Source organism: Citrobacter sp. R-1.5.2 (assembly GCF_035064245.1).
Lineage (GTDB): Bacteria > Pseudomonadota > Gammaproteobacteria > Enterobacterales > Enterobacteriaceae > Citrobacter.
The window spans coordinates 281,386-307,645 of sequence record NZ_JASEYC010000006.1 but is presented as its reverse complement, the minus strand read 5'-3'; the positions used below and the strand labels follow the sequence as shown (position 1 = coordinate 307,645).

General features: G+C 52.0%; 25 protein-coding genes. 8 read left to right on the top strand and 17 right to left on the bottom strand.

The genetic code is table 11. The features are described from left to right. Window positions 1-300: 300 nt before the first annotated feature. Complete coding sequence (gene gmhB / locus QMN38_RS13805; protein ID WP_048212629.1) at window positions 301-867, bottom strand: D-glycero-beta-D-manno-heptose 1,7-bisphosphate 7-phosphatase; 567 nt, start codon at window positions 865-867, stop codon at window positions 301-303. A 189-nt stretch (window positions 868-1,056) separates the two neighbouring features. On the opposite strand from gmhB, the gene metN reads away from it, so the two are divergent. The 6 genes from metN (at window position 1,057) to proS (ending at window position 6,648) form a co-directional block, all read left to right on the top strand. Next, a complete protein-coding gene (gene metN / locus QMN38_RS13800) occupies window positions 1,057-2,088 on the top strand; it encodes a methionine ABC transporter ATP-binding protein MetN (RefSeq protein WP_323605226.1) in 1,032 nt (343 codons plus the stop codon). Then, complete coding sequence (locus QMN38_RS13795) at window positions 2,081-2,734, top strand: methionine ABC transporter permease MetI (RefSeq protein WP_005132073.1); 654 nt, start codon at window positions 2,081-2,083, stop codon at window positions 2,732-2,734. Before metN ends, QMN38_RS13795 begins: the two co-directional genes overlap by 8 nt. Before the next feature lie 44 nt (window positions 2,735-2,778). After that, window positions 2,779-3,594: a methionine ABC transporter substrate-binding lipoprotein MetQ gene (gene metQ / locus QMN38_RS13790; protein WP_003829145.1), complete on the top strand. Its 816-nt coding sequence runs from the start codon at window positions 2,779-2,781 to the stop codon at window positions 3,592-3,594. A gap of 116 nt (window positions 3,595-3,710) precedes the next feature. After that, complete coding sequence (gene rcsF / locus QMN38_RS13785) at window positions 3,711-4,115, top strand: Rcs stress response system protein RcsF (protein ID WP_040230040.1); 405 nt, start codon at window positions 3,711-3,713, stop codon at window positions 4,113-4,115. Then, complete coding sequence (gene tsaA, locus QMN38_RS13780) at window positions 4,112-4,819, top strand: tRNA (N6-threonylcarbamoyladenosine(37)-N6)-methyltransferase TrmO (RefSeq protein ID WP_323605225.1); 708 nt, start codon at window positions 4,112-4,114, stop codon at window positions 4,817-4,819. The genes rcsF and tsaA overlap by 4 nt, the downstream gene beginning before the upstream one ends. Window positions 4,820-4,929: 110 nt before the next feature. Continuing rightward, window positions 4,930-6,648, top strand: coding sequence for a proline--tRNA ligase (gene proS / locus QMN38_RS13775; protein ID WP_323605224.1), 1,719 nt, complete (start codon window positions 4,930-4,932; stop codon window positions 6,646-6,648). A gap of 142 nt (window positions 6,649-6,790) precedes the next feature. Here proS and nlpE read toward each other — a convergent pair whose 3' ends face one another. The 3 genes from nlpE to QMN38_RS13760 are packed head-to-tail and all read right to left on the bottom strand — an operon-like array spanning window position 6,791 to window position 8,488. Beyond that, on the bottom strand, window positions 6,791-7,492 hold the full coding sequence (gene nlpE, locus QMN38_RS13770; RefSeq protein ID WP_271441987.1) for an envelope stress response activation lipoprotein NlpE: 702 nt from the start codon (window positions 7,490-7,492) through the stop codon (window positions 6,791-6,793). A 31-nt stretch (window positions 7,493-7,523) separates the two neighbouring features. After that, on the bottom strand, window positions 7,524-7,946 hold the full coding sequence (arfB, locus tag QMN38_RS13765) for an alternative ribosome rescue aminoacyl-tRNA hydrolase ArfB (protein ID WP_271441988.1): 423 nt from the start codon (window positions 7,944-7,946) through the stop codon (window positions 7,524-7,526). Next, entirely contained in the window at window positions 7,946-8,488 is a 543-nt protein-coding gene (locus tag QMN38_RS13760; RefSeq protein ID WP_271441989.1) for a YaeQ family protein, read from the bottom strand. Before QMN38_RS13760 ends, arfB begins: the two co-directional genes overlap by 1 nt. 199 nt (window positions 8,489-8,687) lie before the next feature. On the opposite strand from QMN38_RS13760, the gene QMN38_RS13755 reads away from it, so the two are divergent. Together QMN38_RS13755 and rof are read left to right on the top strand one after the other, a co-directional pair. Next, a complete protein-coding gene (locus tag QMN38_RS13755; RefSeq protein ID WP_005132083.1) occupies window positions 8,688-8,888 on the top strand; it encodes a YaeP family protein in 201 nt (66 codons plus the stop codon). After that, a complete protein-coding gene (gene rof, locus QMN38_RS13750) occupies window positions 8,875-9,135 on the top strand; it encodes a Rho-binding antiterminator (protein ID WP_048212636.1) in 261 nt (86 codons plus the stop codon). The genes QMN38_RS13755 and rof overlap by 14 nt, the downstream gene beginning before the upstream one ends. 64 nt (window positions 9,136-9,199) lie before the next feature. Here the strand turns inward: rof and tilS are convergent, their stop codons facing one another. The 13 genes from tilS to rseP all read right to left on the bottom strand — a co-directional run bounded on the left by tilS (window position 9,200) and on the right by rseP (window position 26,257). Further along, complete coding sequence (gene tilS, locus QMN38_RS13745; RefSeq protein ID WP_323605223.1) at window positions 9,200-10,492, bottom strand: tRNA lysidine(34) synthetase TilS; 1,293 nt, start codon at window positions 10,490-10,492, stop codon at window positions 9,200-9,202. Window positions 10,493-10,553: 61 nt separating this feature from the next. Further along, complete coding sequence (locus QMN38_RS13740; protein ID WP_048212638.1) at window positions 10,554-10,943, bottom strand: VOC family protein; 390 nt, start codon at window positions 10,941-10,943, stop codon at window positions 10,554-10,556. Between the two features lie 64 nt (window positions 10,944-11,007). Then, window positions 11,008-13,146 (bottom strand): lysine decarboxylase LdcC, encoded by a 2,139-nt coding sequence (gene ldcC, locus QMN38_RS13735; RefSeq protein WP_271441992.1) that lies wholly within the window; start codon window positions 13,144-13,146, stop codon window positions 11,008-11,010. Window positions 13,147-13,245: 99 nt separating this feature from the next. Continuing rightward, complete coding sequence (gene accA / locus QMN38_RS13730; RefSeq protein ID WP_003018513.1) at window positions 13,246-14,205, bottom strand: acetyl-CoA carboxylase carboxyl transferase subunit alpha; 960 nt, start codon at window positions 14,203-14,205, stop codon at window positions 13,246-13,248. A gap of 12 nt (window positions 14,206-14,217) precedes the next feature. After that, on the bottom strand, window positions 14,218-17,700 hold the full coding sequence (dnaE, locus tag QMN38_RS13725) for a DNA polymerase III subunit alpha (protein ID WP_271441993.1): 3,483 nt from the start codon (window positions 17,698-17,700) through the stop codon (window positions 14,218-14,220). 24 nt (window positions 17,701-17,724) lie between these two features. After that, window positions 17,725-18,321, bottom strand: coding sequence for a ribonuclease HII (gene rnhB, locus QMN38_RS13720; RefSeq protein ID WP_271450059.1), 597 nt, complete (start codon window positions 18,319-18,321; stop codon window positions 17,725-17,727). Next, entirely contained in the window at window positions 18,318-19,466 is a 1,149-nt protein-coding gene (gene lpxB / locus QMN38_RS13715) for a lipid-A-disaccharide synthase (protein WP_061067280.1), read from the bottom strand. Before lpxB ends, rnhB begins: the two co-directional genes overlap by 4 nt. Next, on the bottom strand, window positions 19,466-20,254 hold the full coding sequence (lpxA, locus tag QMN38_RS13710; protein WP_005132096.1) for an acyl-ACP--UDP-N-acetylglucosamine O-acyltransferase: 789 nt from the start codon (window positions 20,252-20,254) through the stop codon (window positions 19,466-19,468). The genes lpxB and lpxA overlap by 1 nt, the downstream gene beginning before the upstream one ends. Before the next feature lie 3 nt (window positions 20,255-20,257). Then, on the bottom strand, window positions 20,258-20,713 hold the full coding sequence (gene fabZ / locus QMN38_RS13705) for a 3-hydroxyacyl-ACP dehydratase FabZ (RefSeq protein WP_003018528.1): 456 nt from the start codon (window positions 20,711-20,713) through the stop codon (window positions 20,258-20,260). A 104-nt stretch (window positions 20,714-20,817) separates the two neighbouring features. Continuing rightward, on the bottom strand, window positions 20,818-21,843 hold the full coding sequence (gene lpxD, locus QMN38_RS13700) for a UDP-3-O-(3-hydroxymyristoyl)glucosamine N-acyltransferase (protein ID WP_323605222.1): 1,026 nt from the start codon (window positions 21,841-21,843) through the stop codon (window positions 20,818-20,820). A 3-nt stretch (window positions 21,844-21,846) separates the two neighbouring features. Further along, window positions 21,847-22,332 (bottom strand): molecular chaperone Skp, encoded by a 486-nt coding sequence (gene skp, locus QMN38_RS13695; protein ID WP_005132103.1) that lies wholly within the window; start codon window positions 22,330-22,332, stop codon window positions 21,847-21,849. 122 nt (window positions 22,333-22,454) lie between these two features. Next, window positions 22,455-24,875 carry an outer membrane protein assembly factor BamA gene (bamA, locus tag QMN38_RS13690; RefSeq protein ID WP_202039452.1) on the bottom strand — a complete coding sequence of 807 codons (2,421 nt, stop codon included), beginning with the start codon at window positions 24,873-24,875 and terminating at the stop codon, window positions 22,455-22,457. 29 nt (window positions 24,876-24,904) lie between these two features. Beyond that, window positions 24,905-26,257: a sigma E protease regulator RseP gene (gene rseP / locus QMN38_RS13685; protein ID WP_271441998.1), complete on the bottom strand. Its 1,353-nt coding sequence runs from the start codon at window positions 26,255-26,257 to the stop codon at window positions 24,905-24,907. Window positions 26,258-26,260 lie beyond the last annotated feature (3 nt).

Below are 26,260 nucleotides of genomic sequence, written 5' to 3'. Positions count from 1 at the left end.
TTTTTCGTCTTGCGACGTTAAGAATCCGTATCTTCGAGTGCCCACACAGATTGTCTGATAAATTGTTAAAGAGCAGTTGCGACGCGCTTTAGCGCTCTGTCGCGAGGTGGCGTATATTACGCTTTCCTCTTTCAGAGTCAACCCTCATTTTCAGGATTTTTCTCTTCAACCGGACCGGCTGTTTGTGTGAAGTGATTCACATCCGCCGTGTCGATGGAGGCGCATTATAGGGAGTCGACTCAGGAAGACAAGCGGAAAAATGCATTTTTGTTTCAACCGCTCACCTTTTATCCATAACGCTTACTTTTGCTGCTTTTTTATCGCCATTGGCAGGTCCGCCAGACTATTTAGCACTAAATCTGCCGCATTTTCTGCTTCCGGAGTGACTGGCTTGCCTGTGCGCACTAATACCTTCGTTCCTACATTTGCAGCTGTCGCCGCCTGCATATCTTCTATTTTGTCGCCCACCATATAAGAAGCAGCCATATCGATGTGCAGAAAGTCTCGCGCTGAAATAAACATGCCTGGATGTGGTTTACGGCAGTCGCAGACCTGGCGGTACTCTTCGACTGTGCCCTGTGGATGATGAGGACAATAATAGATACCATCCAGATCAACATCGCGATCGGCCAATGACCAGTCCATCCATTCAGTCAACGTTTCGAATTGTGCCTCGGTAAATTTGCCACGGGCAATACCAGACTGGTTCGTCACGACAATCAGCGCATAACCCATCTTTTTAAGTTCACGCATAGCATCAATGACACCGTCGATAAATTCGAACTCGTCGATCTCATGGACGTAACCGTGGTCCACATTAATAGTGCCGTCACGGTCGAGAAAAATTGCGGGTACAGACTTTGCCACCTTTTATAGCTCCTGAATAAGGCATGTTGCTCTAGTATCGCATGTTTCGGCGGGCAAGAAAGTGCTCATCGTGCAAAGCCCGATTGATTTAGACGTCTGGATGCCTTAACATCCATCTTGTTGACGGCGTCGACCGTACCAGACAGACGAAAATGCCACGGCTAACTTAATTACGATAATAAATAACCAATGATTAAACTTTTGAATATCACCAAAGTGTTCCAGCAGGGGACTCGCACCATTCAGGCGCTAAACAATGTCAGCCTGCATGTTCCTGCCGGACAGATTTATGGCGTTATTGGTGCCTCCGGTGCCGGTAAAAGCACACTCATTCGCTGCGTAAACCTGCTCGAGCGCCCAACTGAAGGTAGCGTTCAGGTCGGCGGTCAGGAGCTGACGACGCTTTCAGAGTCAGAGCTGACTAAAGCGCGCCGTCAAATTGGCATGATTTTCCAGCACTTTAACCTGCTCTCTTCACGCACGGTATTTGGTAACGTTGCGCTGCCGCTGGAGTTGGATAACACGCCAAAAGAAGAGATTAAACGTCGTGTGACGGAACTGTTGGATTTGGTTGGCCTTGGTGACAAGCACGACAGCTACCCGGCGAACCTTTCCGGTGGTCAGAAGCAACGTGTGGCGATTGCCCGTGCTCTGGCAAGTAATCCCAAAGTGTTGCTTTGCGATGAAGCCACCAGCGCCCTCGACCCAGCGACGACCCGCTCGATTCTCGAATTACTGAAAGATATTAACCGTCGCCTGGGGCTCACCATTCTGCTGATTACTCATGAGATGGACGTTGTAAAACGTATCTGTGACTGCGTCGCAGTCATCAGCAATGGTGAACTGATTGAGCAGGACACCGTCAGCGAAGTGTTCTCCCACCCCAAAACCCCGCTGGCGCAGAAATTTATCCAGTCGACGCTGCATTTGGATATTCCGGAAGATTATCTGGAACGTTTAAAAGCAGAGCCGCAAGCCGACAGCGTGCCCATGCTGCGCATGGAGTTCACCGGTCACTCTGTTGATGCCCCATTACTCTCGGAAACGGCCCGCCGCTTTAATGTGAATAACAACATTATCAGCGCGCAGATGGATTACGCCGGCGGCGTGAAGTTCGGCATCATGCTGACTGAAATGCACGGTACACAAGAAGATACACAAGCAGCCATTAGCTGGTTGCAGGAACACCACGTAAAAGTAGAGGTACTGGGTTATGTCTGAGCCGATGATTTGGCTGCTGGTTCGCGGCGTATGGGAAACGCTGGCAATGACCTTTGTGTCCGGTTTTTTTGGCTTTGTGATTGGCCTGCCCGTTGGCGTACTGCTGTACGTGACGCGTCCAGGGCAAATCATTGAGAACGCGAAGTTGTACCGCACGCTTTCTGCGCTGGTTAACATTTTCCGTTCCATCCCGTTCATTATTTTGCTGGTGTGGATGATTCCGTTCACCCGCATGATTGTTGGCACATCTATCGGGCTGCAGGCCGCTATCGTCCCGCTAACCGTCGGCGCCGCGCCATTTATTGCTCGTATGGTGGAAAACGCCCTGCTGGAAATCCCGACCGGGCTGATTGAGGCCTCGCGTGCGATGGGCGCTACGCCGTTGCAGATTGTACGTAAGGTATTACTACCAGAAGCGCTGCCAGGACTGGTCAATGCGGCAACGATTACGCTGATTACCCTGGTCGGTTACTCAGCTATGGGCGGTGCTGTCGGTGCAGGCGGTCTTGGCCAGATTGGCTATCAGTATGGCTATATTGGGTATAACGCTACCGTAATGAATACAGTACTGGTATTGCTCGTCGTTCTGGTTTATTTAATTCAGTTATCCGGCGATCGCATCGTCCGGGCAGTCACGCACAAATAACGTTACACACAACACTAAAAACTCATTAGGAAAAGGAAATAAGCATGGCGTTCAAATTCAAAACCTTTGCGGCAGTTGGAGCCCTGATCGGTTCTCTGGCACTTGTGGGTTGTGGCCAGGATGAAAAAGATCCTAACCACATCAAAGTGGGTGTTATCGTTGGCGCAGAGCAGCAGGTTGCTGAAGTCGCACAGAAAGTGGCTAAAGAAAAATACGGTCTGGATGTTGAACTGGTAACATTCAACGATTATGTCCTGCCCAATGAAGCGCTGAGCAAAGGCGATATCGATGCTAACGCCTTCCAGCACAAACCGTACCTGGATCAGCAGATCAAAGATCGTGGTTACAAACTGGTTGCCGTAGGCAATACCTTTGTTTATCCGATTGCAGGCTACTCCAAAAAAATCAAATCACTGGATGAACTGCAGGATGGCTCTCAGGTCGCTATTCCAAACGACCCGACTAACCTCGGCCGTTCTCTGCTGCTGCTGCAGAAAGTCGGTTTGATTAAACTGAAAGATGGCGTTGGCCTGCTGCCGACCGCGCTGGACGTGATTGAAAACCCGAAAAACCTGAAGCTGGTTGAACTGGAAGCGCCGCAGCTGCCACGCTCACTGGACGACGCGCAAATCGCACTGGCAGTCATCAACACCACCTATGCCAGCCAGATCGGCCTGACTCCGGCAAAAGACGGTATCTTTGTTGAAGATAAAGATTCCCCATACGTAAACCTGATCGTGACGCGTGAAGACAATAAAGATGCTGAGAACGTGAAGAAATTCGTTGAAGCATACCAGTCAGACGAAGTTTACGAAGCGGCAAACAAAGTCTTCAACGGTGGTGCTGTTAAAGGCTGGTAATTTTAGGCTGTTTTCACAATCTGTAATATCATCAGGACGGGCGCTTGCCCGTCTTGTCATTTATGCAAGCACCTGATTCAATATCTGACGTTTAGATCATTCATTGAGGAAATATTATGCGTGCTTTACCGATCTGTTTAGTAGCACTCATGCTGAGCGGCTGTTCTATGTTAAGCAGATCCCCTGTTGAACCCGTTCAAAGCACCGCTACCCCGCCAAAAGCGGAGCCGGAAAAACCAAAAGCACCGCGCGCGACGCCGGTCAGAATTATTACCAACGCAGAAGATCTGGTCGGTAAACCATTCCGCGATCTTGGCGAAGTGAGCGGAGAGTCCTGCCAGGCATCAAACCAGGATTCCCCTCCGAGTATTCCAACCGCACGCAAACGCATGCAGATAAACGCATCCAAAATGAAAGCCAATGCGGTATTGCTGCACAGCTGCGAAGTCACCAGCGGGACACCGGGTTGCTATCGTCAGGCAGTCTGCATCGGTTCTGCCCTGAACATTTCGTCTAAATGAGTCATTTTCAGTTCGAGCAAATAGGCGTTATCCGCTCTCCTTATAAAGAAAAGTTCGCTGTGCCACGCCAGCCGGGTCTGGTGAAAAGCGCCAACGGCGAACTGCATTTGCTCGCGCCCTATAACCAAGCCGATGCTGTTCGCGGCCTGGAAGCATTCAGCCATTTGTGGGTGATTTTTGTTTTTCATCAGACAATGGAAGGCGGATGGCGACCCACCGTGCGCCCACCCCGTCTGGGCGGTAACGCCAGAATGGGAGTCTTTGCCACGCGTTCAACCTTTCGTCCCAACCCTGTCGGGATGTCGCTGGTTGAGTTAAAAGGGATTGTCTGCCACAAAGAGAGCGTCATTCTGCAACTGGGTAGTCTGGACCTGGTCGACGGAACGCCGGTGGTCGACATTAAACCTTATCTGCCATTTGCAGAAGCACTGCCTGACGCCACTGCCAGCTACGCGCAGCATGCGCCGGTTGCCGAAATGGCGGTAAGTTTCACTACAGAGGTTGAACAACAGCTTTTGACGCTGGAAAAACGTTATCCATTGCTGAAAACATTTATCGGTGAAGTACTGGCACAGGACCCACGTCCTGCGTATCGTAAGGGTGAAGAGACAGGCAAAGCGTATGCCGTCTGGCTACACGATTTCAATGTGCGCTGGCGCGTAACGGAAGAAGGTTTTGAAGTCTTTGCGCTTGAACCCCGCTAATTTCGTGCCCTTCTCTTTTGACATCCCTTTCTCGCTGGTAAACTAAACCACTTTTTTTGTGTCAGGCTGGCATCCAGCCTGTTCGATCGTTCAACTGGAACCGTAACAACATGCGTACTAGCCAATATCTGCTCTCCACTCTGAAGGAGACACCTGCCGACGCCGAAGTCATCAGCCACCAGCTGATGCTGCGCGCCGGGATGATCCGCAAGCTGGCCTCCGGGTTATACACCTGGCTGCCGACCGGCGTGCGCGTCCTGAAAAAAGTCGAAAACATCGTGCGTGAAGAAATGAATAACGCCGGTGCGATCGAGGTGTTGATGCCGGTCGTTCAGCCTTCTGAACTGTGGGAAGAGAGCGGTCGTTGGGAACAGTACGGCCCGGAACTACTGCGTATCGCAGACCGTGGCGATCGTCCGTTCGTACTCGGCCCAACGCATGAAGAAGTCATCACCGACCTGATCCGTAATGAGCTGAGCTCTTACAAACAGCTGCCGCTGAACTTCTATCAGATCCAGACCAAATTCCGTGACGAAGTTCGCCCACGCTTCGGCGTGATGCGTTCCCGCGAATTCCTGATGAAAGATGCGTACTCTTTCCATACTTCTCAGGAATCTCTGCAGGAAACTTACGACGCGATGTATGCCGCGTACAGCAAAATCTTCAGCCGTATGGGCCTGGATTTCCGCGCAGTACAGGCGGATACCGGCTCTATCGGCGGTAGCGCCTCTCACGAATTCCAGGTGCTGGCACAGAGCGGCGAAGATGACGTGGTGTTCTCCGACAGCTCGGATTTTGCTGCCAACATCGAATTTGCTGAAGCCGTTGCGCCGAAAGAACCCCGCGCAGCCGCCACTCAGGAAATGACGATGGTTGACACACCGAATGCGAAAACCATCGCCGAGTTGGTTGAGCAGTTTAATCTGCCAATTGAAAAAACCGTTAAAACCCTGCTGGTGAAAGCGGTTGAAGGCAGTAGCTACCCGCTGGTTGCGCTGCTGGTTCGCGGCGATCACGAACTGAACGAAGTCAAAGCAGAAAAACTGCCGCAGGTTGCCAGCCCGCTGACTTTTGCTACTGAAGAAGAAATCCGTGCCGTCGTGAAAGCAGGTCCAGGTTCTCTTGGTCCGGTGAACATGCCGATTCCGGTGGTTATCGACCGTACCGTTGCGGTAATGAGTGATTTTGCCGCCGGCGCCAATATCGACGGTAAACACTATTTCGGTATCAACTGGGATCGTGACGTAGCTACCCCTGAAGTTGCTGACATCCGTAACGTGGTCGCCGGCGACCCGAGCCCGGACGGCAAAGGTACGCTGATGATCAAACGCGGTATCGAAGTGGGCCACATCTTCCAGCTGGGTACCAAGTATTCTGAAGCGATGAAAGCTGCCGTTCAGGGTGAAGATGGCCGTAATCAGATTCTGACCATGGGCTGCTACGGTATCGGGGTGACTCGCGTGGTTGCTGCCGCTATTGAGCAGAACTTTGACGATCGCGGCATTGTATGGCCAGACGCCATCGCACCGTTCCAGGTCGCTATTCTGCCAATGAACATGCACAAATCCTACCGTGTGCAGGAACTGGCTGAGAAGCTGTACGCAGAACTGCGTGCACAGGGTATCGAAGTGCTGATGGACGATCGTAAAGAACGTCCGGGCGTGATGTTTGCCGATATGGAACTGATCGGCGTTCCGCACACCATCGTACTCGGTGACCGTAACCTCGATAACGATGATATCGAATACAAATATCGTCGTAACGGCGAGAAACAGCTGATTAAAACCAGCGGCATTGTCGACTATCTGGTGAAAGCGATTAAGGGCTAATCAGATACCAACAATGTGCGTTTTGTAGGATTGTCCGGTGGCGCTTCGCTTACCGGACAAACTCAAAACACGTACTGCAGGCTGGATGAGCAAAGCGCCATCCGGCAAATAAAAAGGCCTCGCATTATGCGAGGCCTTTTTATTAGTTGCTGCAATCCTTACCTGGCACAAACTTCGCATTTTTGTCGGTGGCCAGCGTTTTCACCATCGCCCCGGTATCCGGGTTTGGCTCCAGGGTGAAATGACCTTCTACTGTCAACAAAACCGGTTTATCCGTAGCACCGCGTGCGCTCAAATAATCACGCTCCAGCTGTGCGTTGTTGGCAACGGCGACTCTTTTACCCGTTGCACAGTCGGTGAAGGTAGCGGCATCCGCCATGTAGAAGTACATTCCCCGCATCGGCATTGGCGTCACGGGGAGACTGGCAGAAACCGGCTGCAAGGTGTAGTTGAGCTGTGACTCAATTGGATTGCCTTCACGATCGAGCATTTCCAGTGCCTCGCCTTTTGCCCGGTAGTAAGACTTTTCACCTTTGCTGTCCGTCAACACCAGCTTGTCAGCCGTACGCGCCCACGAGCCATATGAAGCAAACGAAGAAGGTTCATCACGTACGCCCTGATAGCGTTCGTTCATTACCCATGTTCCATCTTTTTCCAGGAACAAAGAGGTTTCAATCCCTTCGCAGTCCGCACAAGGCAAGATGCCACGCCAGCTTTGCTGCATCGGTTTTAATTCTGCCGCTTGTGTCGGTTGCAGAACATCAACTTCAGAGCGATTGTTACAGCCGATCAAGGCAAAGAGTGTAAATACAGCTGCTAATGACAGTATTGCTGTTTTCACCACAGATTCCTTCTCAATATTGTATTCCCATTCGTCAGTCCTGTGGGCGACGAACTTTCCCGCGCAGTGCCTTCACAGTGGACTTTTGCGCCTTCGATGACAATCTGCGCTCTTTTGAAGCGCGTGTCGGGCGCGTTGCCTGCCTACTTTTCTGCACTGCGGTTAATTCTTTAATCACCGCCACCAGCCGGGATATTGCCGCTTCCCGGTTCAACTCCTGGCTACGATATTCCTGAGCCTTAATAATAATGACACCCTCGCCGCTGATCAGATGATGACTGGCAGCCAACAGGCGTTCCTTGTAATACTCTGGCAGGCTGGAGGCCCGAATGTCAAAGCGCAAATGAATAGCCGTTGAGGTCTTGTTAACGTGCTGTCCACCTGCACCCTGTGCCCGAATAGCGGTGATTTCCAGCTCGTTATCAGGGATAGAGACATTTCGGGAGATAATAACCATCAACGCTGCTGCCACGCAGCCAGATGGATTTCCAGATTGTTCTGAGAGTCGGACAACCAGATAGCACCGTCCTGAATGGTTGCCTGCAGCGCCATGGTGCGCCCTGCGAACTCGCTCAATTGCGCCAATTGTTCATCATCCAGATACCACACGGATAAATTGGCAAACTGCGCGCATCGGGTCTGATTCTGCTGCCACCAGATTTGCGCTGCGCGGCTGTTATAGGCAAACAAAGCGACTTCAGCAGACTGAGTACACGCCTTCTTAATGCGACGCTCATCCGGCAAGCCGAGTTCAATCCAGAGATCAATGCCCAGGTGGTCGTTGCGCAACCATGCTTCGGGTTCGTCTTCAGCGCTTAAACCCCGCGTGAATTGCAGCCGCTCGTCAGCATATTTAATCCATGCCAACAGACGCAACATCATGCGTTCCTGGGTTTCTGAAGGGTGACGCGCCAGCGTCAATGTCGCGTCAAGAAACTGGTTGCGGTCGAGATCCGCTACATTGACGACGGCTTTATAGATTGTCGCTTTAAGCGCCATGGGAGAACTCCTTTTGAATCAGGCGTCCATTGTAGCGAAAACTGCGGCAAAAGGCTGCTAACCGCTAACGAAGGTACCGTCTATCAAGGCGCTGATATTGCTTGAATGAGTATGGTATAGTCACCTTGCTAAACAGAGTTTATCTTCGTAGGCTTAGACTTGCATCCACGGTTAAGTCAGAGTGCTGACAGGAGGGCATGTGGAAAAATATTGTGAGTTAATACGCAAGCGGTACGCGGAAATCGCCAGCGGAGACTTAGGGTATGTCCCGGATGCGCTGGGTTGCGTATTGAAGGTACTTAATGAAGTGGCGGCAGACAGCGCCCTTTCAGAGTCGGTCAGGGAAAAGGCAGCCTATGCTGCCGCGAACTTACTGGTGAGCGATTATGTCAATGAATGAAACGTATCAACCCATCAACTGTGATGATTACGACAATCTTGAACTCGCCTGCCAGCACCATTTGTTACTGACGTTGGCGCTCAAAGATGGCGAAGTTCTACAGGCGAAAGCAAATGACCTGGTTTCACGCAAAAATGTGGAATATCTGGTCGCCGATGTCTCGGGTGAAACCCGTGAGCTTCGCCTCGACAAAATTGCCAGCTTCAGCCACCCGCAAATCGGTACCGTGGTGGTCAGCGAATCTTAACCTTTCTTGCACCTTATCAGGCCTACTTTCCATACGATACGTAGGCCTGATAAGCGCAGCCCCATCAGGCACGCCACACCAGACTCACTCCTTCTTCACCTTTTGCCAGCCCTTCATGCGTCACGAAAACCCCTGCTGCCGCAATCAGCGTGTCACCGTAAAACAGTAACGGCGTGGTGTCTCGCCGCCAGGGAGGAATACCCTGTTCCTGCCAGATTTTTTTAAGCTTACGCCCACCGTTGCGCCCGACAATATGCAATAACCCAGGCGCTTTAAAGCGAATACTAACGGCTTCGTCAACGTGTGGCCTGCGAAGCTCACCCGTAGCGATAAGCTGTATCTCGCCCAACCCTGCAGGTAGCGCCAACGGCGTTTTCCAGGATTGCCACGGGATAACGGTTTCACTTTGCCCGTCAACCGACCTCACCCACCACAGCTGCGACTGATAACGGCGGACGTCATACTCACCAAGGCGAAAACAGGGCGATGCGTCCTCGCGTGCCAACGCGACTTCCTGCCAGATACGTTCTAACGCATCACGGGAAGGCATCGGTGCATTTAATCCTGCCAGCCAGCGACGAAGCAGCGCAGCACGCCGTACGGTACTCATCGTCATTAATGGCCCGAGCAAGAGTGCACCCTGCGCCGTAACGCAGTTGGCTAAATCGCAGGCCAGCAGTTCATCCAGTAAGCTCTCCTGCTCAGCGCACAGCGCGGCACTGCGAGCCGTGGCTTGCGCAAAGTGCGGCCACCGCTGTTGCAGGTGCGGGATAATACGCAGACGTAAGAAGTTGCGATCGTAGGCGTCATCCTGATTACTTTCATCTTCAATCCAGCGTAATTCATGCCGGCGCGCCCACTGTTCAAGCGCATCACGCGTTTGCGCCAGCAACGGTCGAATCAGTTGGGTTCCGGCGAACGGTGAGTTTTCGCCCATGGCGGAAAGTCCGGCAGGACCACTGCCACGCTTAAGCGCTAACAAAAATGTCTCACATTGATCGTCCAGATGCTGAGCGGTCATCAGCACCTCTCCAGGCAGCAGCGTCTGCGCAAAGGCCTGATAGCGCGCTCGTCGGGCCTGCGCCTCGATGCCCAACCCATCATCCTGCAAATGAACCCGCTCAACCACCAGCGGCACCTGCCACTGCGCACATACCGTCTCACAGTGCTGTACCCAACTGTTTGCGTGCGGGCTTAATCCGTGATGAATGTGGATGGCCCGCAGAGAGACCTCCGGGTGCTGAATTCGCCACAGCACCAGTTGGTGCAACAGCACGGTAGAGTCGAGGCCGCCGCTAAAGGCAACGAGGATCGCGTTAGTGTTCAGAAGTGAAGTATTCAGCGTAAGTGTCGTCATGATGATTGCTTACAATAGCATTGCCCGGCACGTTACCGGGCTAAAGCTACAATGACAAGCCTTACAGCTCGTACAGTTCAAGTGGTAATCCGTCTGGATCGTTAAAAAACGTAAAGCGTTTACCGGTAAAGGGATCGATGCGCACTGGCTCACATTTCACATGATGGGCTTCAAGATGAGCAATCGACTTTTCCACATCCTCGACGCTGAACGCCAGATGACGTAAACCGCAGGCTTCCGGTCTACTGGGGCGACAGGGTGGGAAAGGAAAAGAAAAAAGCTCAATCACGTACTGGCCGTTCAGCGCCAGATCGCCTTTCCAGGAGTCACGTTCTTCCCGGTAGGCTTCACTCATTAACGTGAAGCCTAATACATCACAGTAAAATGCCTTACTGGCCCTGTAGTCCGTCGCAATAATGGCAATATGGTGAACCTGTTTTAACCCCAGCATGTTCTTCGCCTCTTTAATTTTACTCTCAGCACGTTACTCGTGCGCAACGGGTTCCGGCAAGTCGTTATGCCATTTTCAGGACTCTGACACGATACACGCCGTCCTCACCCAACTTAGCCCCATGAATGTCAGTTTCAAATCCAGGGTAGCGCTGCCCCACCGAGCACAGCATCAGCAGGAAATCGAGTACTGACCGGCTTTTTTCTGTGATCATTTCTCCGGGCATCAGCAGCGGGACACCTGGAGGATAAGGCAAGATCATATTGGCGGAAACACGCCCTACCAGTTGATCAAGAGTGACTGTCTCGACGTCACCTTTAATTTGCCGCTGCCAGGCCTGATGAGGCGTCATTTTCATTTCCGGCAACGTATCGAATGCCCGCAGCATCAACCCGGAGAGATCGTGTTGGCGGATCAATCGATGGATTCCCTGTGCCAGATCCTGAATACGCATAGTGCGATAAAAATCGGGATCCTCAGCATACAGATCCGGCAGCATATTTTTAACGCGTAAATTCAGATCGTACGAACGTTTAAATTCCGTTAGTCCACGCAGGAGACCCATCGCCCGGGTTTTATCAATGCCGATACTGAACAGGAACAACAGATTATACGGGCCCGTTTTCTCCACGACGACACCGCGTTCATCAAGGAATTTCGCCACCAGTGCAGCGGGGATACCCTCTTCGCTCATATTTCCCTGCTCATCCATCCCTGGCGTCAGAATGGTCACTTTCACCGGGTCGAGGTACATATGGTCGGCATCAGCATCAACAAACCCATGCCAGTCTTCACCTGGTGCTACTGGCCAGCACTCTGCTTCATCCACTTTTTCGGGTTGCCAGATATCAAAGAACCAGCCGTCAGATTCTTCACGCAGTCGCTGTACTTCTTTACGAAAGTGTAATGCCCGCTCAACGGAGCGATTGATTAATCGCTTACCTGAGTTTCCACGCAGCATCGCTGCCGCCGTCTCGATCGAAGCGACAATCGGGTAACTCGGTGAGGTGGAGGTGTGCATCATAAAGGCTTCGTTGAACGTCTCTTCGTCATAATCGCCTTTAATATGAATCAGCGAAGCCTGCGAGAGCGCAGCCAGCATCTTGTGGGTGGACTGAGTTTCAAAAATCACCTTTCCCGGCACCCGCTCGCCGCTCATACCACTTTTCCCCTGATAGATCGGATGAAAATGGGTATACGGCACCCAGGCCGAATCAAAATGAATAGAAGGCACATCCAGCGTTTGCTTGATCCAGTTAGTGTTGTAGAGCAACCCGTCGTAAGTGGAGTTAGTAATTACCGCATGCACCGGCCATTGCGCCTGTACCGTCTCTGCGACCTTGCGCTCGATACTCTCCCGGGTAAATTCACTCTTAGGTATACCACCAAGGATACCCAGCGCATTACGCGTCGGCTTGAGCCATACGGGCACGACATCGCTCATCATCAGCAAATGCGCCAGAGACTTATGACAGTTGCGGTCAATCAGTAACGTACTTCCCGAAGGGGCGGCATACATACCGACAATTTTATTCGATGTCGAAGTGCCATTAGTGACCATATAGCTTTGCTCGGCACCAAACGTGCGTGCAATGTACTCCTCCGCTTCGAGGTGCGGACCGGTATGGTCGAGCAGCGATCCCAGCTCAGTCACCGAAATGGAGACATCAGCCTTAAGCGTATTGCCGCCAAAGAAATCATAGAACAGGCAACCGACCGGGCTTTTCTGGTATGCCGTTCCCGCCATATGCCCTGGGGTACAAAAAGTGTACTTTCCCTCTTTCACGTAGGTAAACAGTGCTTTGGTAAAAGGTGGCGTTATGTTGTCGAGGTATTCATTGGTGTACTGGCGAATACGCGTGGCAATATCGTCAGACTGACCCAATGCGTACTCAAAGAACCACAGCGCCATGCGCAGATCGTGTGCGCTGACATCCATCGTCGAATGGGTATTAATAAAGGCGTAAAGAGGGAGGTATTCGTTAAGCTGGTTGATGTCGCTACACAAATCCAGGCTGTATTCATCCCAGTCAAAAATGACGCCACAGATACGCGGGTTGTGCTCAATAAATTTCAGCAGGTCGTTGCTATTCTGCGGCCAGATTATCTGAAATCCCTGCTGCTGTAGCGCACGTTCAAGCTCCTTGATGGGCTCATCTTTGTAAAAGACGCCATGCGGTCCCATGATGGCAATGATATTCATGCGTTCCTCCTGGAAAAACCTTAGTTAATCATAGCCTGGTCAAACCGCAGGTAAAAAAAAGGGCCACAACGTTGTGGCCCTTTTCAGAATAAATGCAGTTTAGGCGTAGCCGTAGCTCATCAGACGCTGATAACGACGGTTTTTCAAATCATCTTTGCTTAACACGTCAAGATCGGCAAGATCGGCCAACAGCTGTGCTTTCAGTGATGCCGCCATCACTTCCGGGTTGCGGTGTGCGCCACCCAGCGGCTCAGGGATGATAGAGTCGATAAGTTTCAGCTCTTTCAGACGCGGTGCGATAATCCCCATCGCTTCTGCAGCCAGCGGGGCTTTATCTGCGCTTTTCCACAGAATAGAAGCACAACCTTCCGGGGAGATAACGGAATAGGTGCTGTATTGCAGCATATTCACTTTATCACCCACACCGATTGCCAGTGCACCACCGGAACCACCTTCACCGATAACAGTGCAGATGACCGGCACGCTCAGACGTGACATCTCACGCAGATTACGCGCAATCGCTTCAGACTGGCCACGTTCTTCCGCGCCCACACCCGGGTAAGCCCCTGGGGTATCGATGAAAGTGATGATCGGCATATTGAAACGCTCAGCCATTTCCATCAGACGCAACGCTTTACGATAGCCTTCCGGCGCTGGCATGCCGAAGTTACGACGAATTTTCTCTTTGGTCTCACGGCCTTTCTGATGACCGATGATCATCACCGGACGGCCATCCAGACGCGCGATGCCGCCGACAATGGCCTTGTCATCCGCATAGGCACGATCGCCCGCCAGCTCATCAAATTCATCAAACGCCAGGCGGACATAATCCAGGGTGTATGGACGCTGTGGATGGCGGGCCAACTGGGCTACCTGCCATGCGCCAAGATCGGCGAAGATTTTGCGCGTCAGTTCTACGCTTTTTTCACGCAGGCGATGCACTTCTTCATCGATGTTAATATCCAGTTTCTCATCCTGACGGCTAACCGCAGTCAGAGAATCGATTTTTGCTTCCAGCTCTGCAATCGGCTGTTCAAAATCAAGGAAATTCAGACTCATAGTATTCCTGTATTAGTCAAACTCCAGTTCCACCTGCTCCGAACCAATAAGGCCACGGAGATCGTTTAACAAACGATCGCTCGGAGAGACACGCCACGTTGCGCCAAAACGCAATCGTGCTCGTGCATCCGCCCTCTGATAGTAGAGATGTACTGGAATTGTCCCCGAGCGGTGGGGTTCCAGAGACTGACGGAGTCGGTTTAAAAGCTGGTCATCAATTTGCCTGTCCGTCAGCGAGATAGCAAGCCCGCGAGCATATTTTTCCCGGGCTTCGTCAATATCCATGACTTCACGGGCCATCATTTTAAGCCCGCCGCTGAAGTCATCAAAGCTGACCTGTCCGCTGACGATAAGTATGCGGTCTTTTTCCAGCAATTGCTGGTATTTATCCAGGGCATCGGTAAACAACATAACTTCCAGACGCCCGGAACGGTCATCCAGGGTACAGATGCCGATACGATTGCCGCGCTTGGTGACCATTACCCGCGCGGCAATGACGAGCCCCGCAGCCGTGGTAACTTTACCACGTTCTGTCGGATGCATGTCTTTCAGCCTGTAGCCTCCGACATAGCGCTCAATTTCTTTTAAATACTGGTTGATAGGGTGTCCCGTCAGATAAAGCCCTAACGTTTCACGCTCACCGTCCAGTACCACCTGTTCCGGCCACGGCTGGCAACTGGCATAGGATTGCTCGATTTGTTCCGGCTCTTCCGCCAGTACGCCAAACATATCGGCCTGACCGATAGCTTCCGCTTTCGCATGTTGATCGGCGGCTTTAAGCGCATCGTTCAGTGAGTTCATCAGTGCTGCGCGATGCGGCCCCAGGCGGTCAAACGCCCCGGACATAATCAGCTTTTCCAGCACCCGGCGATTGAGTTTTTTGATATCCGTACGCGCACAGAGATCAAACAGCTCACGGAAGTAACCGCCTTTATTACGCGCCTCAATGATAGCTTCAATTGGCCCCTCACCCACGCCTTTTATCGCGCCGATACCGTAGACAATCTCGCCGTCATCGTTAACGTGGAAATGGTACAGCCCGGAGTTAATATCTGGCGGCAGGATTTTCAGCCCCATACGCCAGCATTCATCCACTAATCCCACCACTTTCTCGGTGTTATCCATATCGGCTGTCATCACCGCCGCCATAAACTCGGCTGGGTAATGCGCCTTCAGCCACAGCGTCTGGTAAGAGACCAGCGCATAGGCAGCGGAGTGCGATTTGTTAAATCCGTAACCGGCGAATTTCTCCACCAGGTCAAAGATTTTCATCGCCAGCTCGCCGTCGACGCCGCGCTTTTTCGCCCCTTCTTCAAAGGTGCCGCGCTGCTTGGCCATCTCTTCCGGCTTTTTCTTACCCATCGCACGACGCAGCATATCCGCGCCGCCAAGGGTATACCCAGACAATTCCTGGGCAATCTGCATGACCTGTTCCTGATACAGGATAATGCCGTAGGTTGGCTCCAGTACTGGTTTCAGGCATTCATGTTGCCACTGCACATCCGGGTAAGAGATCTCTTCACGCCCGTGCTTACGGTCAATAAAGTTATCTACCATCCCCGACTGTAGCGGACCGGGGCGAAACAGTGCTACCAGGGCTATCATATCTTCGAAGCAGTCAGGCTGCAGTCGCTTGATAAGATCTTTCATACCGCGGGATTCAAGCTGGAAGACGGCTGTCGTCTCCGAGCGTTGCAGCATGTCGAAGCTTTTCTTGTCGTCCAGCGGGATAGCGGCGATATCCAGCGGCGGCTCGCCGTTCTTTTCACGGCGGGCGTTGATCATCTCCAGCGCCCAGTTGATGATGGTCAGCGTACGCAGCCCGAGGAAGTCGAACTTCACCAGGCCGGCGTATTCCACGTCGTTCTTATCAAACTGGGTAACCGGGTGCAGCCCCTGCTCATCACAGTACAGCGGTGCAAAATCAGTAATTTTTGTCGGGGCGATAACGACACCACCGGCGTGTTTACCCGCGTTACGCGTGACGCCTTCCAGCTTGCGCGCCATATCAATAAGCGCCCTAACCTCTTCATCTGCCTCATAGATTTCCGGCAGTTGAGGTTCAGCCTCAAAGGCTTTAGCCAGCGTCATACCCGGATCGGGCGGTACCAGTTTCGAGATACGGTCAACAAACCCGTATGGGTGCCCCAGTACTCGACCCACGTCGCGGATAACCGCTTTCGCCGCCATGGTACCGAAGGTAATAATCTGCGAAACCGCATCGCGCCCATACATTTCCGCGACGTGTTCAATGACCTGGTCGCGTTTCTCCATACAGAAGTCAACGTCAAAATCAGGCATCGAGACACGTTCCGGGTTCAGGAAGCGTTCGAACAGCAGGTCAAATTCCAGCGGATCAAGGTCGGTAATTTTTAACGCGTAAGCCACCAGCGAGCCCGCACCAGAACCACGTCCTGGGCCTACCGGTACACCGTTATCTTTCGACCACTGGATAAACTCCATTACGATCAGGAAGTAGCCCGGGAAACCCATCTGGTTGATAACTTTAAGTTCAACTTCCAGACGTTCATCATAAGGCGGGCGCTTCTGCGCACGGACTTCAGGATCGGGGAACAAAAATTCCAGACGTTCTTCCAGGCCCTCACGCGATTTCGCGACGAGGAAATCCTCGGTGGTCATATCGCCTGTCGGGAACTGCGGCAAGAAGTATTCGCCCAGGCGCACCGTCACGTTACAACGTTTGGCAATCTCGACGGTGTTTTCCAGCGCTTCCGGGATATCGGAGAACAGCTCGCACATCTCTTCTTCGCTGCGCATATACTGCTGCGGCGAGTAGTTGCGAGGGCGTTTGGGATCATCAAGCGTAAAACCGTCGTGGATCGCCACGCGAATTTCGTGTGCGTCAAAGTCACCGGTTTCAAGGAAACGAACATCGTTGGTCGCGACCACCGGCAGGCCACGTGTTTCGGCCAGCGCTACTGCAGCATGCAGGTAATTTTCTTCATCCTGGCGACCGGTACGGATCAGCTCAAGGAAGTAGCAATCAGGGAAATGCTCTTCATAAAACGCCACGCACTCGTCGACCAGTGCGCTGTTCCCACGCAACAGGCTGCGTCCGACGTCGCCCATACGGCCGCCGGAAAGCAAGATTAACCCTTCTTTTAGCTCTATCAGCCAGTCTCTGTCGATAACCGGCCCTTCTGCGCCATAGCCGCGCTGATAGGCTTTTGATATCAACAATGTCAGGTTCTGGTAGCCCGTATTATTAGCCGCCAGTACCGTCAGTTGCGTGAGTTCATCACCCAATAGTTCGCTACGGACATGAAAATCTGCGCCAACAATCGGCTTAATACCTGCGCCATGACCCGCTCCGTAAAACTTCACCAGACCACACAGGTTGGTAAAATCGGTGATCGCCAGCGCAGGCATGCCCAACGCGGCCGCCTTTTTCACCAGCGGCCCGGTTTTCGCCAGCCCATCGATCATGGAATAGTCGCTGTGCACCCGCAGGTGGACGAAACGAGGTTCAGACATCTTCAGATTCCTTTAACACAAGAATCAGGACGTGAGTCCCAGTGCGCGTTTGACAGGAGCAAAACTGCGACGATGGTGCTCAATTGCACCATGCTCAGAGAGCGCAGCCAGATGAAAAGCGGTTGGATAACCTTTGTGCTGAGCAAAACCATACTGCGGGAAAACCTTATCCAGCTCGGCCATTTCAGCATCGCGCGTCACTTTCGCCAGGATGGACGCTGCGCTGATTTCCGCAACGCGGCTGTCACCTTTTACCACCGCCATAGACGGTACCGGCAATGTCGGGCAGCGGTTTCCGTCGATCAGGACGTATTCCGGCGCAATATGCAAACCTGCAACCGCACGCTGCATTGCCAGCATCGTGGCGTGCAGAATGTTCAATTCGTCGATTTCATGCGGTTCCGCACGACCCAGGCTCCAGCTTAACGCTTTATCTTTGATTTCATCAAAAAGCGCCAGTCGACGCTTTTCCGACAATTTTTTGGAGTCGTTAAGACCCACTATCGGACGTGCCGGGTCAAGGATAACAGCGGCAGTCACTACCGCGCCAACCAATGGACCACGCCCAACTTCATCCACACCCGCCACCAAATGCGTATGTGGATAAACAAATTCAATCATTGTGCTAACTCCAGAACTGCATCCGCTGCCTGCTCATCCGCATTGCAACGGATCTGCTGGTGCAATTCGCGGAACGTGTCGTGCATCGCATGGCTGGTTTTACCGTTCGCCAGCAAAGGCAGCAACGCGTGCGCCAGCGCCTGGGGTTCACATTCATCCTGCAACAGCTCTTTGACGAGTTCTCTTCCCGCCAGCAGGTTAGGCAGCGATACGTAATCGGTCTTCACCAGACGTTTTGCCAACCAAAAAGTGAAAGGTTTCATACGATAGCCGACAACCATTGGGCATTTCGCCAGCATACATTCCAGTGCAGCCGTGCCAGAGGCCAACAGCGCAGCATCACTGGCGACCATTGCTTCACGTCCCATTCCGTTGAGCATATGCACGGAAAGTTCCGGGGCAACCTCAGCCTTGATACGTTCAAATTGCTCGCGCCGTTTGGCATTGACCAACGGTACGACGACTTCGAGATCCGGATAATGCTGACGTAATAGCTGCGCCGTTTTCAGGAAATCGGCGCTGAGCATCTCCACTTCTGCACCACGACTCCCAGGCAAAAGCGCCAGGCAGTGAGCATCATGAGGAATGCCTAACACATCACGCGCCGCGTTTTTATCCGGGTCCAGCGGCATGGCGTCCGCCATGGTGTGACCGATAAACCGACACGGGACGTTAAATTTGTCATAAAACGCTTTTTCGAAAGGCAGAAAGGCCAGCACCATATTGGTGGATCTGCCTATTTTGAAAACGCGTTTCTGTCGCCAGGCCCATACAGAGGGGCTGACATAATGAATGGTTTTAATACCCTGCGATTTCAGATTACCTTCAAGGGTAATGTTGAAATCAGGCGCATCAATCCCGACGAAAACATCCGGCTTAAGGTCGGTGAATCGGCGAGTAAGATCGGCACGGATATGCAGTAAACGGCGCAGGCGCCCGAGCACTTCTACAATGCCCATTACTGCCAGTTCTTCCATTTCGTACCAGGCTTCACAGCCTTCCGCCTGCATCAATGGACCCGCAACGCCAACAAAACGCGCATTGGGAACACGAGCCTTGAGTGCACGAATTAAACCGGCACCAAGAATATCGCCGGAGGTTTCTCCGGCGACAAGGGCAATCGTTAAAGGACGCTGCTCAGTCATTAACGAATCAGACCACGCGTTGAGCGTTCAAAGAAATCACTAAAAGCCTGAACATCGGGGTACTGCTTCGCCAGTTCGGCGATTTCCGGTTTCACTTCCTCAAGCGTTTTACCGCTGCGGTACAGCGCTTTATAGGCGTTGCGGATCGCGGTAATCGCTTCACGGGTGAATCCACGGCGTTTCAGACCTTCGATGTTAACGCCAAATGGCGTTGCGTGGTTGCCCTGGGCGATAACGTACGGCGGGACGTCCTGGGCTACGCCAGAGCAGCCCCCCACCATCACGTGTGCACCAATAATGCAGAACTGATGCACCGCGGTCATGCCGCCGATGATAACAAAATCATCAAGCGAAACATGTCCGGCAAGTGTCGCGTTATTCGCCAGAATGCAGCGGTTACCGACCGTACAATCATGCGCAACGTGTGCGTTAATCATCAGTAAGTTATCGCTGCCCACCTTCGTCAACCCACCGCCTTGCACTGTGCCACGATGAATGGTGACGCTTTCGCGAATGCGGTTGCGATCGCCAATTTCCACACGGGTCGGTTCACCAGCATATTTCAGGTCCTGGTTCACTTCACCAATGGAGGCAAACTGATAAATCTCGTTATCGCGACCAATTTTTGTATGGCCATTCACGACAACGTGAGACTTCAGTACGGTACCCTCACCAATTTCAACATGGGGTCCAACAATACAAAATGGGCCAATGTGAGCATTAGCGCCAATGCTGGCGCCGTCTTCGACAATGGCAGTTGGGTGAATAAAGGCGGATTTATCAATCACGTATCAGGCCTCCCGGCTACGGGCACACATCATCGTTGCTTCGCACACAACTTTACCGTCGACCAGCGCAACCCCTTTGAAACGGGTCAGGCCGCGGCGCGTTTTCTCGAAAGTCACTTCCATGATCATCTGATCGCCTGGCACGACAGGACGCTTAAAGCGTGCTTCATCAATACCGGCGAAATAATACAGTTCGCCTGGCTCCAGTTTTCCTACGCTTTTAAACGCCAGAATACCCGTGGCCTGCGCCATCGCTTCCAGAATCAACACACCAGGAAAAATCGGTTTACCCGGGAAGTGGCCCTGAAAGAAAGGCTCGTTAACGGATACATTTTTCACTGCGCGCAGAAAACGACCTTCTTCAAAATCCAGCACGCGGTCTACCAGTAAAAACGGAAAACGGTGCGGCAGAAGTTCTAAAATCTCTTCAATATGCAGAGTATGAGTGTTAGTAGTCAAAATACTCTTCCTGTCTAAATATACTAAAAGGCAATAATAACACGGCCTGCCGCAATCCCAGGAATGTGACAGGCCGTAAAGTCAGACATGCGTAAAACGATGTATTAGTCTTGTTGATTAACCTTGCGCTCAATCGCTTTGAGGCGCTTGCTCATATCATCAATGTTCATCACCAGTGCAGCTGTTTTACGCCATACCTTGTTGGGTTGTAGCGGAATGCCTGAGGAGTAGACGCCAGGTTCTGTGATAGGACGCATCACCATACCCATGCCAGTTACCGTGACTTTGTCGCATATTTCCATATGCCCATTAATCACGCTGGCGCCGCCAATCATGCAGTAACGGCCAATCTTCAGGCTACCCGCCATAATGACGCCACCGGCTACCGCCGTATTGTCGCCAATCACGACGTTATGCGCAATCTGGCACTGGTTATCAATGATAACACCATTACCGATCACGGTATCGTCCAGCGCACCACGGTCAATCGTGGTACATGCGCCAATCTCAACACGATCGCCAATAATCACGCGACCCAGTTGTGGGATCTTCACCCAGTTACCGCGATCGTTCGCATAACCAAATCCGTCGGATCCGACAACAGTGCTGGACTGGATCAGGCAATTTTCACCGATCTGAATGTCGTGGTAAATCGTCACATTCGCCCACAAGCGTGAACCTGCGCCGATTTTTGTGTTTTTTCCAACGAAGCAACCCGCGCCGATAACCACGTTATCGCCCAGTTCTACGCCAGACTCAATGACCGCATTCGCGCCCACAGAAACATTGTTACCCAACTTCGCCGTTGCATCGATCACTGCACTGGGTGCAATATTTTGCGCAGGCTGAGGCGTGGTATCTAAAATTTGCGCCATTCGTGCATAGGTCAGGTAGGGATTCTTCACTACCAATGCAGCACTCTTAGCAAACGGAAGATCGTCCTGCGTCATCACAACGGCAGAAGCCTGGCATGCACTCAGGTGCTCACGGTACTTTGGATTCACCATGAACGTGATATTGCCAGTTTGCGCAGATTGCATGGACGCTACGCCGGTGATGGCGATATCGCCATCACCGTGTAATTCTGCATCCAACTGCTCTGCTAAATCAGCCAGTCGAATTGAAGGCATTACTTATTTAACCTGTTTCAGTACGTCAGCGGTGATGTCTTTTACATCGCTGCTGTTGTATGCAACGGTGTTCGCGTCAACAACCAGATCGATGCTCTGGCTGCTCGCAACAGATTTCACAGCTGTCTGGATACGATTAACCAGCTTGCCACGTTCTTCGTTAGAACGACGTTGACGATCCTGCTCGAAAGCCTGCGCTTTCTGAGAGAAAGTCTGGCGCTGAGCCATTACGTCTTTTTCCAGCTTGGTACGGTCGCTGCCTGCTTTCATTGATTGCAGACGCTGCATTTTAGATTGCAGGTCGGATTCCATACGCTGCAGTTCACTGGCGCGGCCTTTGAACTCATTTTCCAGCGTAGTAGAAACACCCGTCTTCTGTGCAACCTGTTGGAACAGGCTACCCATGTTGACGATTGCAATTTTGTCAGCAGCCTGTGCGGACGTTGCCATCGCTAAACCGAGACCTGCAGCTAATAACCACTTTTTCACAATTAACTCCTTACCATCCCATTTGCACCCGAAGGTGCAGTTCTTTGCGTGGCCAGGCGATCCCATGCAAGATCGCCTAAAGTCATCGCTACACTACCACTACATTCCTTTGCGAAGAACAATTACCAGGTTTTACCAATGTTAAACTGGAACTGTTCCGCTTTGTCTCCATCGTACTTCTTGAACGGTTGGGCGTAGGAGAAAACCAACGGCCCCAATGGGGACATCCATTGTAACGCGATACCCGCAGACATACGGATATTATTCGGATCGCTGTAGTCTGGCACGCCAAGTGCACGAGTGTCGGCAGTGTTCTGCCAGTTCGTATCCCACACGGTACCCATATCCCAGAAGAAGGAGGTACGCACCGAGTTAGCATATTTATCGCTGATAAACGGCGTAGGTGTGATGAATTCCAGGCTGGCTACAGCCATGGCGTTACCGCCGACTGCATCGTCTGATTTACACAGCGCAGCGCCCGTACACTCTTCGTAGTTGTCATTATTGTCTCTATCGCCAGAATAAGCCCCGTTCTTATAGACGGCTTTCGGGCCGATAGTATTGGACTGGAAGCCACGCACGGTGCTGGAACCACCCGCGTAGAAGTTCTCATAGAACGGCATCTCTTTACTACCTATGCCATCACCATAGCCCAGCTTGGTACGTCCCAGAACCACCCATTTGTGGTCGTCATCGATCGGCACATAGGTCGCCGTATCCAACGTCGCTTTATAGTATTCGTTATCAGAACCCGGAACAGTCACTTTACCGTTCAGGTTGACACGCGTACCTTCCGTAGGGAAATACCCACGGTCCAGCTTGTTGTAGGTCCAACCGTAGTTGAAGGTAAAGTCATCTGCGGCAAAGCTGCTGGTATCATCTTGTCCCATTGAATCAAGATAACGATCCATCGCAATCTGCGGCTGCATGTTGGACAGTTTGTTATGCACATAACCCAGGCCTGCGCGCAACGTGTTGTATTCGTTGACCGGGAAGCCCAGCGTTACGTCCGTACCATAGCTTTTGTTGGTATAGTCGGACAGATCTGCATCATCTGCCTCAAAGTCGTTATAGAAGACACGACCACCGAGACTCACACCATCGACGGTGAAGTACGGGTTGGTGACAGACAGCTCAGTATAGGTCTGATAGTCGTTTTTGGTGCCGCTAATCCCGACTGAATAACCGGTACCTAACCAGTTATCCTGCTGAACGCCCGCCTGGAAGCTTACGCCACTTTCAGTGCCGTAACCCACACCGAAGTTAAAGCTACCGGTGTTGCGTTCTTTCACCTTATAGACCACATCAACCTGATCAGGACTGCCCGGAACACGTTGAGTATCGGTATCGACAGTTTCAAAGTAACCCAGACGGTTCAGACGCTCTTTACCCTGGTCAACCAGATCGCTGCCCAACCAGGCGCCTTCCATCTGGCGCATTTCGCGGCGCAGTACGGAATCTTTCGAAGTGTCGTTACCTTCAAAACGGATCTTACGCACATAGAAACGGTTACCCGCATCCACGTTTACACGCAATTTAACGGTTTTGTCTGCATCGTTGATTTCAGGCTGCGACTGTACACGCGGGTAGGCATAACCATAGCGTCCCAGAAGCTTCTTGATATCATCTTCCATTTTGGTCACTTTGGTGCCGTTATAGAGTTCACCCGGTTCGATTTTCGTCAGGGTCTCAATTTCGGCAGAGTGTCCAGCCAGGTTACCACTCACCTGGACCCCAGAAAGCTTGTACTGCTCGCCTTCTGTGATGTTAACGGTGATGTAGATACCTTTTTTATCCGGCGTCAGGCTAACCTGCGTGGAATCGATATTGAAGCGAGCATAACCGCGATCCAGATAGTAACTGCGCAGGGTTTCAAGGTCGCCGGCCAGTTTCTGTTTCTGGTATTTACGATCGCCCACCACGTTCCACCACGGTACTTCATCGCGTAGTTGGAAGTGAGAGATAAGCTCGTCGGTTGTGAAGGCGTGGTTGCCGACGATATTGATCTGTTGGATCTTCGCCGAAACGCCTTCCTGGAAGACCAGTTTGAGGTCAACGCGGTTACGCGGCAACGGCGTTACCACCGCTTTCACACTGGCGCTGTATTTACCGACGCTATAGTAGAAATCTTCCAGGCCTTTTTCGATATCGGCAAGCGTTGTGCGATCCAGAGACTCGCCAACACGTACGCCAGACGCCTCGAGGTTTTGCTTCAGCATGTCATCTTTTACCGATTTGTTACCGGAGAAAGTGATGCTGGCAATCGTCGGACGTTCTTTTACCTGAACCAGAAGGGTATCACCATCGCGCAGGACGCGGACATCCTCAAAGTTACCGGTGGCGAACAGAGCACGAATGGTATTACTGATATCTTCATCATTAACCGTGTCGCCTGTGCGCACCGGCATACTGAGGAGAGCCGCACCAACGGCGACTCGCTGTAGGCCTTCGAAATGAATGTCCTTCACTACGAACCCTTCAGCACCGTATACGGTGGCGCTGCTAAACAGCAGCGACGCTATGAGCAACTTTTTCATCGCCATCGTTATTATGCGTTCTTCCTAACACTCTCTTACAACCGAGAGAAATCATTGAAAAGTGCAAGCCCCATTAACAACACCAGCAAGATAGAGCCAATGCGATAACTAAAGTCTTGAACCCGCTCGGATACCGGACCGCCCTTCAGCTTTTCAATCGCCAGGAACAGCAGATGCCCCCCGTCAAGAACGGGCAACGGAAACAGGTTAATTATCCCTAAGTTCACGCTGATAAGCGCAAGGAACATCAGGTAATAAATAACCCCGAACTCCGCTGACATCCCAGCCCCCTGGGCGATAGAAATCGGCCCACTGAGGTTGTTCAGTTTTACATCACCGGTAATCAATTTTCCCAGCATACTGACCGTTAGCTTCATCAACTGCCACGTTTTATCCGAGGCTTCGAGGATGGCGCTGAATGGCCCATACTGGCGTACAGTCTTATACTCATCAGGCAGAGGGATAATTTTAGGCACTACGCCCGCAAAACCTTCGGCCTTTCCGTTACCCGGTTTTGAATCCGGGGTTAACGTCAAAGACAAGGAATTCCCTTGTCTTTCAATTTCTAGCGCTAGCGGCTTATCAGGATTATCGCGCACCAACGTCACGAACGTCATCCATTGCGTCAGCGGCTGACCATTGACTTTAACGATCCTGTCGCCAGCTTGCAAACCCGCCTTACTTGCCGCGGAGTTAACCTGCACTTCTGACAGCACCGGTTCAATCTGCGGACCACGTGGACGAATGCCCAAACTAGAGACGGGATCCTCTTTGTCTGGCTCAAATGCCCAATGGCGTAAATCCAGCGTTTTGTCCTGTCGCTGGTTACTGCCAAACTGCGCCACGCTGATGGTCGTATGCTCATCGCCAATTTTGGATACCAGTTGCAATCGGACGGTATCCCAATCAGGGGTTTCGATACCATCAACCGCTTTTAGTTCCGTACCTGGCTGAATTTGCGCCTGGGCAGCAATCGAGTTGGGTGTTATTTCACCAACAACCGGGCGAACGCCAGGGACACCGATGATAAAGACCAGCCAGTAGGCAAAAATAGCGAAGAGGAAATTTGCAATCGGGCCTGCAGCAATAATGGCCGCGCGCTGCCCAACTGTTTTATTGTTGAATGCGTAGTGGCGCAGCTCCGGTACAACTGGTTCAGCGCGCTCATCCAGCATTTTGACGTAACCGCCGAGGGGGATTAAGGCGATAACGTATTCCGTACCCTGTTTATCGGTACGGCGCCAAAGCGCTTTTCCAAAGCCAATGGAAAAGCGCTCGACGCGGACTCCGCAGCGCCGTGCAACCCAGAAATGACCAAATTCATGCACGGTGATAAGTACACCAAGTGCAACGATGAATGCAGCCAGATTCCAGAGAATACTCAGCATAAG

Excerpts from the sequence above, each read along its gene's own strand:
- metN (WP_323605226.1), top strand. The coding sequence starts at position 1,057 with ATGATTAAACTTTTGAATATCACCAAAGTGTTCCAGCAGGGGACTCGC.
- QMN38_RS13795 (WP_005132073.1), top strand. The coding sequence starts at position 2,081 with ATGTCTGAGCCGATGATTTGGCTGCTGGTTCGCGGCGTATGGGAAACG.
- metQ (WP_003829145.1), top strand. The coding sequence starts at position 2,779 with ATGGCGTTCAAATTCAAAACCTTTGCGGCAGTTGGAGCCCTGATCGGT.
- rcsF (WP_040230040.1), top strand. The coding sequence starts at position 3,711 with ATGCGTGCTTTACCGATCTGTTTAGTAGCACTCATGCTGAGCGGCTGT.
- tsaA (WP_323605225.1), top strand. The coding sequence starts at position 4,112 with ATGAGTCATTTTCAGTTCGAGCAAATAGGCGTTATCCGCTCTCCTTAT.
- proS (WP_323605224.1), top strand. The coding sequence starts at position 4,930 with ATGCGTACTAGCCAATATCTGCTCTCCACTCTGAAGGAGACACCTGCC.
- arfB (WP_271441988.1), bottom strand. The coding sequence starts at position 7,946 with ATGGTTATTATCTCCCGAAATGTCTCTATCCCTGATAACGAGCTGGAA.
- QMN38_RS13760 (WP_271441989.1), bottom strand. The coding sequence starts at position 8,488 with ATGGCGCTTAAAGCGACAATCTATAAAGCCGTCGTCAATGTAGCGGAT.
- rof (WP_048212636.1), top strand. The coding sequence starts at position 8,875 with ATGTCAATGAATGAAACGTATCAACCCATCAACTGTGATGATTACGAC.
- tilS (WP_323605223.1), bottom strand. The coding sequence starts at position 10,492 with ATGACGACACTTACGCTGAATACTTCACTTCTGAACACTAACGCGATC.
- QMN38_RS13740 (WP_048212638.1), bottom strand. The coding sequence starts at position 10,943 with ATGCTGGGGTTAAAACAGGTTCACCATATTGCCATTATTGCGACGGAC.
- ldcC (WP_271441992.1), bottom strand. The coding sequence starts at position 13,146 with ATGAATATCATTGCCATCATGGGACCGCATGGCGTCTTTTACAAAGAT.
- accA (WP_003018513.1), bottom strand. The coding sequence starts at position 14,205 with ATGAGTCTGAATTTCCTTGATTTTGAACAGCCGATTGCAGAGCTGGAA.
- dnaE (WP_271441993.1), bottom strand. The coding sequence starts at position 17,700 with ATGTCTGAACCTCGTTTCGTCCACCTGCGGGTGCACAGCGACTATTCC.
- rnhB (WP_271450059.1), bottom strand. The coding sequence starts at position 18,321 with ATGATTGAATTTGTTTATCCACATACGCATTTGGTGGCGGGTGTGGAT.
- lpxB (WP_061067280.1), bottom strand. The coding sequence starts at position 19,466 with ATGACTGAGCAGCGTCCTTTAACGATTGCCCTTGTCGCCGGAGAAACC.
- lpxD (WP_323605222.1), bottom strand. The coding sequence starts at position 21,843 with ATGCCTTCAATTCGACTGGCTGATTTAGCAGAGCAGTTGGATGCAGAA.
- bamA (WP_202039452.1), bottom strand. The coding sequence starts at position 24,875 with ATGGCGATGAAAAAGTTGCTCATAGCGTCGCTGCTGTTTAGCAGCGCC.
- rseP (WP_271441998.1), bottom strand. The coding sequence starts at position 26,257 with ATGCTGAGTATTCTCTGGAATCTGGCTGCATTCATCGTTGCACTTGGT.